This is a genomic window from Janthinobacterium sp. ROICE36 (genome assembly GCF_002869965.1).
Lineage (GTDB): Bacteria > Pseudomonadota > Gammaproteobacteria > Burkholderiales > Burkholderiaceae_D > Janthinobacterium.
In genome coordinates, this window is the sequence record NZ_PEBS01000116.1 from 1 (window position 1) to 9,973 (window position 9,973).

At 62.1% G+C, this 9,973-nt stretch carries 9 protein-coding genes and 2 pseudogenes; 9 read left to right on the plus strand and 2 right to left on the minus strand.

What is annotated here, in order from left to right; translation table 11 throughout:
* The first annotated feature begins 242 nt into the window (after window positions 1-242).
* A pseudogene (locus tag CSZ94_RS25900) lies at window positions 243-1,622 on the plus strand (MFS transporter).
* An 11-nt stretch (window positions 1,623-1,633) separates the two neighbouring features.
* On the opposite strand, the gene CSZ94_RS25905 reads toward CSZ94_RS25900, so the two are convergent.
* Entirely contained in the window at window positions 1,634-3,268 is a 1,635-nt protein-coding gene (locus CSZ94_RS25905; RefSeq protein WP_102124145.1) for an acyl-CoA synthetase, read from the minus strand.
* Window positions 3,269-3,395: 127 nt separating this feature from the next.
* On the opposite strand from CSZ94_RS25905, the gene CSZ94_RS25910 reads away from it, so the two are divergent.
* The 8 genes from CSZ94_RS25910 to CSZ94_RS25945 all read left to right on the plus strand — a co-directional run bounded on the left by CSZ94_RS25910 (window position 3,396) and on the right by CSZ94_RS25945 (window position 9,770).
* Window positions 3,396-4,097, plus strand: coding sequence for a Crp/Fnr family transcriptional regulator (locus tag CSZ94_RS25910; protein WP_102124146.1), 702 nt, complete (start codon window positions 3,396-3,398; stop codon window positions 4,095-4,097).
* Window positions 4,098-4,159: 62 nt separating this feature from the next.
* A complete protein-coding gene (locus CSZ94_RS25915) occupies window positions 4,160-4,753 on the plus strand; it encodes a hypothetical protein (RefSeq protein ID WP_102124147.1) in 594 nt (197 codons plus the stop codon).
* Between the two features lie 24 nt (window positions 4,754-4,777).
* The gene (locus tag CSZ94_RS25920; protein WP_102124148.1) at window positions 4,778-5,176 is read left to right on the plus strand and encodes a DUF2946 domain-containing protein; all 399 of its coding nucleotides are present in this window, start codon (window positions 4,778-4,780) and stop codon (window positions 5,174-5,176) included.
* Window positions 5,177-5,240: 64 nt separating this feature from the next.
* The gene (locus tag CSZ94_RS25925; RefSeq protein WP_258001217.1) at window positions 5,241-5,837 is read left to right on the plus strand and encodes an SCO family protein; all 597 of its coding nucleotides are present in this window, start codon (window positions 5,241-5,243) and stop codon (window positions 5,835-5,837) included.
* A gap of 19 nt (window positions 5,838-5,856) precedes the next feature.
* Window positions 5,857-6,321: a copper chaperone PCu(A)C gene (locus tag CSZ94_RS25930; RefSeq protein WP_102124150.1), complete on the plus strand. Its 465-nt coding sequence runs from the start codon at window positions 5,857-5,859 to the stop codon at window positions 6,319-6,321.
* Between the two features lie 123 nt (window positions 6,322-6,444).
* Entirely contained in the window at window positions 6,445-7,107 is a 663-nt protein-coding gene (locus CSZ94_RS25935) for a CerR family C-terminal domain-containing protein (RefSeq protein ID WP_102124151.1), read from the plus strand.
* Window positions 7,104-8,312: a multidrug effflux MFS transporter gene (locus CSZ94_RS25940; RefSeq protein ID WP_102124152.1), complete on the plus strand. Its 1,209-nt coding sequence runs from the start codon at window positions 7,104-7,106 to the stop codon at window positions 8,310-8,312. The genes CSZ94_RS25935 and CSZ94_RS25940 overlap by 4 nt, the downstream gene beginning before the upstream one ends.
* A gap of 111 nt (window positions 8,313-8,423) precedes the next feature.
* Window positions 8,424-9,770, plus strand: coding sequence for a DUF3422 family protein (locus CSZ94_RS25945; RefSeq protein WP_102124153.1), 1,347 nt, complete (start codon window positions 8,424-8,426; stop codon window positions 9,768-9,770).
* Window positions 9,771-9,847: 77 nt separating this feature from the next.
* Here CSZ94_RS25945 and CSZ94_RS25950 read toward each other — a convergent pair.
* Window positions 9,848-9,973, minus strand: a pseudogene (locus tag CSZ94_RS25950) (IS630 family transposase); the annotation flags it as partial.

The following is a 9,973-nucleotide window of genomic DNA, read 5'->3' on the forward strand; positions in this document are numbered from 1 at the left end:
GTGTATCGATGGTTTGCGACCGGACCCTTCGTTCCAGTTCGGCACGGTCTTCCTCGCTCAATATAATCGGCGCCGCAGTCAGCATTGCTCACCTCATCTCAAACTCAATATGTAGATGATAGCGCAGTCTTTAAATAGTGCAACCATTTCGCAAGCAGTACACTAGTGTATTTCCCGGATCAGCAAGATGAACAGGTAGTGTATTTATGCAGCAGTTTATGCAGCGGCAAACGCAAGCCGTCATGGTGGGCGAGGACGGCTTGCCGCCCGGCGCCCGTTTATGGGCCATGCTGGCGCTGGCCATCGGCGTGGGCATGGCATCGCTCGATACGGCGATTGCCAACACGGCTTTGCCGGCCATCGCCAGCGAACTGCACACGACGCCGGCCGCCTCCGTCTGGATCGTCAACGTGTACCAGCTGGCCATGGTGGCGACCCTGCTGCCGTTTTCCGCCCTCGGTGAAATCGCCGGCTACCGGCGCGTGTTTATCTCCGGCATGTTTTTATTTACTGTGGCCTCGCTCGCCTGCGCGCTGGCCTGATCCTTGCCGTCGCTGGTAGTGGCCAGGCTGTTTCAAGGCGTCGGCGCCAGCGCCATGATGAGCGTCAACACGGCACTGCTGCGCGCTCTGTACCCCAAACACTTGCTGGGACGCGCCTTCGGTAACAATGCGCTGGTGGTGGCCGTCGCGTTCGCCATCGGGCCTACGGCCGCTTCGCTGATCCTGGCGACGGCCTCGTGGCCGTGGCTGTTCGCCATCAATGTGCCGCTGGGCGTGGCCGGCTTTTTCCTGGCCAGCCGCATGCTGCCGGCCACCAAACTCTCCGGCCACACGCTCGATGCGCGCACGGCGCCGTATAATGTGGGCGCCTTCGGCTTGCTGATCTTGCTGTTCGGCGACGCGGCCCATCATGCATCCTGGTCGACCCTGCTGGCGGAACTGCTGGCCGTGGCCGTGTTCTTTGTCTTGCTGCTGCGCCGCCAGGCAGGGCACGTGGCGCCCCTGCTGCCCATCGATCTGTTTCGCCGCCCCCTGTTTTTGCTGTCGTCGCTGACGGCCATCTGCACGTTTGCCGCGCAAGGCCTGGCGTTCGTCTCGCTGCCCTTCTATTTTGAAGTGACGCTGGGCCGTTCGCCCGTCGAGACGGGATTCCTGATGACGCCGTGGGCCGTGCTGGTGGCCGTGATGGCGCCCGTGGCCGGGCGCTTGAGCGACCGCTATTCACCGGGCCTGCTGGGCGGCATCGGCCTGGCGGCGCTGGCTGGCGGCTTGCTGACCTTGATCTGGATACCGGCCCACCCCAGCGCCTTCGATATCGGCTGGCGCATGGCCTTGTGCGGCATCGGTTTCGGTTTTTTCCAGGCGCCCAATTTGAAAGCCATCATGGGCAGCGCGCCGCCCGAACGGGCCGGTGGCGCGAGCGGCGTGGTGGCCACTTCGCGCCTGATCGGGCAAGCCACGGGCGCTGCGCTGGTGGCCTACTGCTTCACCGTTTCCGCCGCCAAAGGCACGACGTATGCGCTGTGCCTGGCGGCAGGGTTCGCCGCTGTGGCCAGCATCGCCAGCTTGTCGCGCCTGGTAGTGGTGCAGCCGGCGTGGCTACCGGGCAAGCGCGACTGACAGGTCTAGCCTTAGACGTCGATGGCCTTGTCCGACTGCATGCGTTTGCGCAATTCGAACTTCTGGATCTTGCCCGTCGACGTGCGTGGCAGGGGGCCGAAATAAATGGCTTTCGGCACCTTGAAGCCGGCCAGGTTGTTCTTGCAGAAGGCGATCAATTCCGCTTCCGTCACCGTGCCACCCTCGCGCAGTTCGACGAAGGCGCATGGCGTTTCTCCCCATTTCTCGTCCGGCTGGGCGATGACGGCGGCGGCCAGCACTTGCGGGTGGTGGTACAAGGCGTCTTCGACTTCCACGCTGGAAATATTCTCGCCACCGGAAATGATGATGTCCTTGCTGCGGTCCTTCAGCTTGATATAGCCGTCCGGATACATCACGCCCAGGTCGCCCGTGTGGAACCAGCCGCCGGCAAACGCTTCCTGCGTCGCCCGTTCATTTTTTAAATAACCCTTCATGCAGATGTTACCGCGGAACATGATCTCGCCGATCTGTTCGCCGTCGGCCGCCACCGGCTGCATGGTTTCAGGGTCGATCACGGCCACGGCGCTTTGCAAGTGGTAGCGCACGCCCTGGCGCGATTTCAACACGGCACGTTCTTCTTGCGTCAACGCTGCCCACTCATCCTGCTCGGCGCAGATGGCGGCGGGGCCGTACACTTCCGTCAAGCCATACGAGTGGATCAAGTCAAAGCCCATGGCTTCGATCTTTGCCACCATGGCCGCTGGCGGCGGTGCGCCGGCCACCATGCCGCGCACGGTCCAGTCGATTCCTTCGCGCCAGCTGGCGGGCGCGTTGGCCAGGGCCGCATGCACGATGGGAGCCGCGCAATAGTGGGTGATGCGCAATTCGCGCATCAGGTCGAACACGAGTTTCGGTTCGAACTTGCGCAGGCACACATTGACGCCGGCACGCGCGGCAATGGTCCACGGGAAGCACCAGCCATTGCAGTGGAACATGGGCAAGGTCCACAGATAGACGGCATGCTTGGGCATGTCCCATTCCAGGATGTTCGACAGGGCATTCAAGGCCGCGCCGCGGTGGTGGTAGACCACGCCTTTCGGGTCGCCCGTGGTGCCGGACGTGTAGTTGAGGGCGATGGCATCCCACTCGTCCGTCGGCGGCTGCCAGTCGTAATCGGGGTCGCCGCTGGCCAGCAAGGCTTCATAGTCGAGGTCGGAAAAAGCGTCGACTTCCGGTCCCAGCACGTCATTCACCTGGATCACGCGCAAGCCGGGAATCTGCGCCGCCATCTGGCGCGCCAGTTCGGCAAATTCCGTGTCGGCCAGCAAGACCTTTGCCTGGCCGTGGCGCAACATGAAGGTTAGCGAGGCCAGGTCGAGGCGGATATTCAAGGCGTTGAGGACGGCGCCGGCCATGGGTACGCCAAAGCTCGCTTCCACCATGGCGGGGGTGTTCGGCAGCATCACGGCCACCGTGTCGCCCGTGCTCACGCCCAGTTTGATCAAGCCCGAGGCCAGGCGGCGCGTGCGCGCATACGTTTCGCGCCACGTCTGCCGCACGGCGCCATGTGCAATTGCCAGGCGATTGCCATATACTGCGGCGGCCCTGGCGATATAGTCGAGCGGGGTGAGGGCGGCGTAGTTGGCGCTGTTTTTGCCGAGGCCGGTGTTGAAATCAGCAGTCATGCTTGTCTCCTGGTAAATAATATTGGTGCTGGAATTGTGTAGCTCCCTGTTTCGGGATTGATACCGGCTAGCATAGCACCGGCGCGTGAAAATCACTGTCATCTTAGTGACAGGTTTGAAGGATGGAATGGATAGCAACGATAGTGTAGACCGTGCGGTGCCCGAACTCGATAGCCACGACTGGTTCACTGCCCTCGATGCCCGGCATCAGGCCCTGTTGCGCGACGGCAGCGTGCTCCGGCATTACGAGGCGGGCGCCTTCATCACGCGACGCGGCGAAGCGTCGGCGCACTGGATCGGCGTGCACACGGGCCTGATCAAGCTGGCTGTCTACAACGCCGATGGGCGCGGCGCCACGTTTTCCGGCGTGCCGGCGGGCGGCTGGTGCGGCGAAGGCAGCGTGCTCAAGCGCGAACTGCGCCGCTACGACGTGGTGGCCGTGCGCGCCGCGAACATCATCCTGGTACCGGTGGACCTGTTTCATCTGCTGCTGGCCGAGAGTCTCTCCTTCAACGCCTACGTCATCCGCCAATTGAACGAGCGCATGGGGCAATTCATCGCCACCATCCAGAACCAGCGCCTGCTGGCCGTCGACGCGCAAGTGGCGCAAGCCATTGCGCAGCTATTCCATCCCATGTTATACCCGCGCACCTCCAGCGTGCTTGAGCTGTCGCAGGAGGAAATCGGCTTGCTGACCGGCGTTTCGCGCCAGCGGGTGAACCTGGCCTTGGGCCGCCTGGCAGAATTGAAACTGATCAGCATTGCCTACCAATCCATCCGCGTGGTCGACCTCGATGGCTTGCGCCGCTATGGCGTGGCGTCGCTGTGATGACAGACTGTAGGCGCAATGTGTGGCATGCTGGCTCCTCGCTCACCACCTAGACCTGACGCATGGCCCTCGTTTCCGATCATCCTTTGCACTTGCTGGGCTTGCGCTTTCCGCTCAGGCTGCGCGTCACCGTGCGCCAGGGTTTTGTGACTTTGCATAATGAAATCACCACCAAGAAACTGGGCAGCGGCGATAGTTTTGTCGTGCCCGCTTTTTTGCGCTTCGCCTGCGACGTGATGCCAGGGCGGGGCAAGCCGGCCGTGTTCACCCTGGCGCTGGAAGAGGACGATGCGCAGGCAGGCCATGGCGGCGGCAAACGCTGGAGCCAGGCGCTGGCGCAGCACATCTTTGATACGCCGCAAGGCAAATGGACGGCGGCGCGCCTGGCGACCCTGTGGCAAGTGACGCCGCACAAGGCCAGGGCGCGCCTGTTTGCCGAGGGCGAGGCCTTGCTCAGCCTGGTGCGCGAACAACGTTTGGCGCACGCGCTGCACACGGCGGCGCAAGCGGGCGCCGATGGCGATGACGGCGAGCGCGACCTGGCGCAAGTGGCGGCCGGCTCCGGCTTTGCCTCGATCCCCGCGTTTTGCGACGCCTGCGTGGACGTGGCCGGCGTGCGCCCCAGTCTGTTCCTGCGCGGCCAGGCGCCCGGATAGCCAGACTCCGTTATAATCTGTGCCATGGGATCATTATTGAAGCGCAAACAGTGGCATCTGTGGTTCGCCTGCCTGGCGATACTGCTCAATGCGCTGTCGCCATCTCTGTCGTATGCGTTTGCCTCGCTGCACGCTAACGCGAACAGCGCTGCCGTCGAGATCTGCTCGGCCAGCGGCGCCGTCTATATGCAAGCCGACCTGGCGCCAGCCGTCAAATCCACCACCGATTCCGTACTGCACCACATCGAGCATTGCCCGTTCTGCATGAGCCACGCGGGCAGCGTGGGCTTGCCGCCATCGTCGTCCTCGCCGCTGGCTGTCATCACGGGCCACGACCACTATCCGCCATTGTTTTACCAGGCGCCGCGCCCCCAGTTTGCGTGGCTGGGCGCCAGCCCGCGCGGCCCCCCTTTGGCTGCCTGAACGCACCAGTCACGCCTTCTACATCCTAACTTGTATCAACTACGCCCATCGGGCTGGAATTACCATGAAACGTCGTCTTTTCCTTCTCGCCGGCACGGCGGGATTGCTCACGCTTGCCGCTTGCGAACAAGCACCGAAACCCCATTACAACGGTCTGGACTTGACGGGGGGCGATTACAAGCCCGACTTCAAGTTGAGCGGCCCCGACGGCAAGGTCTACACCCTGGCCGATTTCAAGGGCAAGTATGTGATGGTCTTCTTTGGCTTCACGCAATGTCCGGACGTCTGTCCGACAGCACTGTCGCGCGCGCTGGAAATCCGCCAGAAACTGGGCGCCGATGGGGGTAAACTGCAAGTGATCTTCATCAGCATCGACCCCGAGCGCGACACGCCCGAGTTGCTGGGCGAGTACATGCGCGCCTTCGATCCCAGTTTCCTGGGCTTGCGCACGGACCCGCAGGCGACGGCGCAGACGGCCTTCAACTACAAGGTCTTCTACCGCCGCGCGCCCAGCGGCAGCTCATACACGATGGACCACACGGCCATCAGCTATGTGCTCGATACCGAGGGGCGCATGCGCCTGGGATTGAAGCATCAGTTGACGGGCGATGAATGCGTGCAAGACATCAAGACCCTGATGAAATCGAAATACACCTTATAACAACACCGAGGAAATAATCATGACCCATCTGAAAACCCTGCTGGCCACGGCCCTGACCGTGCTGTCCTTCTCCGCCATCGCACAAAGCAGCGTGCAAATTTCCGACCCGTGGGTGCGTGCCACCGTGCCCCAGCAAAAAGCCACGGGCGCCTTCATGCAGATCACGGCGCCGAAAGCCATGCGCCTGCTGGAAGTGCGCTCACCCGTGGCCGGCGTGGCGGAAATCCATGAAATGAGCATGGCGGACAATATGATGCGCATGCGCCAGGTCAAGGAAATCGCCTTGCCAGCAGGCAAAGCCGTCGAGCTGAAACCGGGCGGCTACCACGTGATGCTGCTGGACCTGAAAGGGCAAGTGAAGGCGGGCGACAAGATCCCGCTGACCCTGGTGCTGGAAGGCGAGGACAAGCGCCGCGAAACCATCGAAGTCAATGCCGTGGCCCGTCCGCTGGGCGCGAGTTCGATGCCGGCGATGAAACACTAAGTCTGCCGCAACGCCGCTGTGAAGCCCGGTCCGCCGGGCTTTTTTGCGCCCATTTGAAAGTTAAACGGCTGTTTGATACAATGCTGGGGAATATTAAACGGTTGTTTAAATAATGGGATTGGCATGATGGAACAGCAAGAAAGCGAACCGGCGCGCGCGCGCATCCTGCAAGTGGCGGCTGAACTGTTTGCCGAGGAGGGCTACAAGGGCACCTCCGTGCGCAAGATATGCGAGGCGGCCAGGGTCAACGTGGCGATGGTCAATTATTATTTTCATAGCAAGGAAGAGCTGCACCTGGCTGCCTTCGACCATGCGCGCGCGCTGGCGCGCGCCTCGGCCGCCGACGTGGCTGCCGCCAGCGCGCAGGCACAGCTGCCGCCCATGGAACAGTTGCGCCTGGCCATAGAGGCGCTGGTGTCCGATATGCTGCGCTCGGGTTCGGCATCGCTGTTCAGCCGTCTGGTAGCGCGCGAACTGATCGAACCGACGGCCGCCATCCACAAGCTGGCCGAACGCAATGTGCACCCGCAGCATGCCCTGTTCACGGGCTTGATCCGTGGCGTGGTGGGGCCTGCCATGCCGGCAGACGTGGTGCAGAAATGCGTGTTCAGCGTGATCGGCCAAGCCGTGTTTTATGCCCGTTCTCGCATCGTGCATGAACTGGTGGTGCCGGAAATGACCTATGACGAGGCGGGTATCGCCGGTATCGCTCAGCATGTCGCCGCGTTCTCGCTGGCGGCCCTCGACGGCATGCGCTGTCAATACGCTGTACAGGCGGGTGCATGAAGGCCCGTAAGCTGACCCTGGTGCTGGCCGGCCTGGCCATGCTGGGCCCTTTCGCCACCGATACCTTCTTGCCATCGTTTCCCGCGATCGGCATGCATTTCGACGTCAGCAGCGTGCTGGTGCAGCAGACCTTGAGCGTCTACCTGGCCGCCTACGCCTTCATGACCTTGTTCTACGGCACCTTGTCCGACTCCTTTGGCCGCCGTCCCGTGATTCTCGCCTCCCTGCTGATCTTTGCCGTGGGCTCCATCGGCGCCGCCTTTGCGCCCAGCTTTGGCTGGCTGCTGTTCTTCCGCGGCATGCAAGGCGCCTCGGCGGGAGCGGGCAGGGTGATCGGGCAAGCCATCGTGCGCGACACCCTGTCGGGTGCGGCTGCGCAAAAGATGCTGGCCAATATCATGATGGTGTTTGGCATCGCGCCCGCCATCGCCCCCATCATCGGCGGCTGGCTGCACGTGGCGTATGGCTGGCAATCGACGTTCGTGTTCACGTTTTCCGTCACCGTGTTGCTATTGCTGGCTTGCCTGAAAGGCTTGCCGGAAAGTTTATCTGCCGAGCAACGCCAGCCTTTCCACCCAGGCAACATTGCGCGCAATTACTGGCTGGCCTTGCGCCACCGGGCATTCCTGCTGCGTTCGCTGGCCGTGGCCTTCGCCTTTGGCGGCTTCGCCCTGTACATCGCATCGGCCCCGCATTTCATCCTGGAATTGCTGCGCCTGCCGGAAACGGCCTTCGGCTGGATGTTCATCCCCATGGTGGCCGGCCTGGTGGGCGGCTCGGCGCTATCGGGCAAGCTCGCGCATGCGGTGAAAAGCACCGTGCTGGTGCGCTGGGGCTTGCTGGCCATGGCGGCCACGGGGGCGATTAACATTGCCTATAACCACTGGTTCGCGGCCAGCATCCCGTTTGCCGTCGTGCCCGTGATGCTGTACGCTTTCGGCATGTCGCTGGCCTTGCCGGGCATGACCATGTCCACGCTGGATATTTTTCCGCAGATGCGGGGCCTGGCGGCGTCCTTGCAAAACTTCGTGCAAATGCTGGTGTTTGCGCTGGTGTCCGGTTTTGTCGCACCCTTGCTGTTCGACAGCGCATACAAGCTGGCGCTGGGACAGGCCTCTGCCGTCGTGCTGGCCGCCACTTTCTGGTGGCTGGGCAGCCGGCACGGGGCGGAGCAGGGTGTAACTGGGATTATTAAAACAACATGATGGGCGCTGGAAAAGGATGGCATGCATTCTGCTTTGTTACACTGTGACAATCAGACCCACGCTGCCGGCGACGCGGGTCTAAGCAGTTTTGCAACTTTACCTTTGGCTATCATGCACTTGATTAACTCCAGTTTGAACCACGCCTTGCGCGTGCCGCTGGCTGCGGAAATCCACTCGCGGCCGTTTTTGCAGCTCGATGCCCCCGAGCTGATCACCCACCTGGCCGTCTACAAGGATGACAGCGCGGCACCCGGTGCGTCGAATATGGCGGCCCAGCACGCTACGTTGGCGGCCCTGTGCACGCATTTCGGCGTCACGCCCCCGGCTGCCGAAGCCAAGTATTTCTATTACGACTTTAGCCGCTTCCGCCTGAAATGGGAATGCCATACGGAATTTGCCACGTTTACCTTTGCCGAGCGCCCGGCCGCTGCCTTGCTCCTGGAACAGGCGTTCGAGCGCATGCCTTTGGAACAGTTGCCGCAGCAATGGCTGGCGGGCTTGAAGGGCAAGCTGATGGTGGCCGCCCACGTGGTGCTGGAGCAGGCGACCGAACCGGCCGAGATCTTCATGCAGGGCTTGTCGCGCGTGTTCGAGGGCAATACCCTGGCCGGCAGCAAGGTGTTGCAGGGCGGCGAATTGTGGACGGACTTCACCATCCAGTCCGACGGTTTCAGCCGTTTCGTCATCCGCGATGCGGGCATGCGCTCGCAACAGTCGGGCCGTTTGGTGCAGCGCGTGCTGGAAATCGAAACCTATCGCATGATGGCCTTGCTGGGCTTGCCCTACGCCATGCAGGCGGCGCCGTCGCTCAATGCCATCGAGAATGAATTGGCGACCCTGGCCGCCGCCATGGTCGACACGGATGACGCGCCGGGCCTGACCAAGGCCGACGAGGGCGTTGCCGAGCAAGCCTTGCTTGACCGCATCACGCGCCTGGCGGCCCGCATTGAAAAATTGTCGCTCGACAATAGCTACCGTTTCTCCGCCTCGAAAGCCTACATGGGCCTGGTCAAGGCGCGCATCGAGGAGTTGCGCGAAGTGCGCATCGAAGGCATACCCACGGTCGAGGAATTCATGGACCGCCGTTTGACGCCCGCCATGAATACCTGCGCAGCGATGGCCAGCCGCCAGGAAGCGATGGCACAGCGCATTGCCAACACGAATGACTTGCTGCGCACGCGCGTGGGCATCGTGCAGGAATTGCAAAACCGGCAAATCCTGCAATCGATGAACGCCCGTGCGGCGCAGCAACTGCGCTTGCAACAGGCGGTGGAAGGACTTTCCGTGGCGGCCATTTCGTATTACGTGATCGGCCTGTTCAGCTACACGGGCAAGGCGGCCAAGGTGATGGGGCTGCCTGTGAATCCGGAAATCCTCGTCGGCGCGCTGGTGCCCTTCGTGGCGGCCGGTGTCTGGCTGGGGCTGCGGCGCATGCATCACAAGCTGCACGCCGACTGAGCAGGACGACACTGCGCTATCATTTTTGCTATCTTTCAACATTCAACCGTCAGGTATTCTACAAAGGGACCACAGTGCTAGTGTAGTGCTTCGTTATTCTTTGAACTAAGCCTCCGATTGGCACGGATCACTTTTTGCAGGATGTCGTTAGCCTTGGCGGTCCATACAAACGGCTTCGGATTCTGATTATGGGCCATAATATA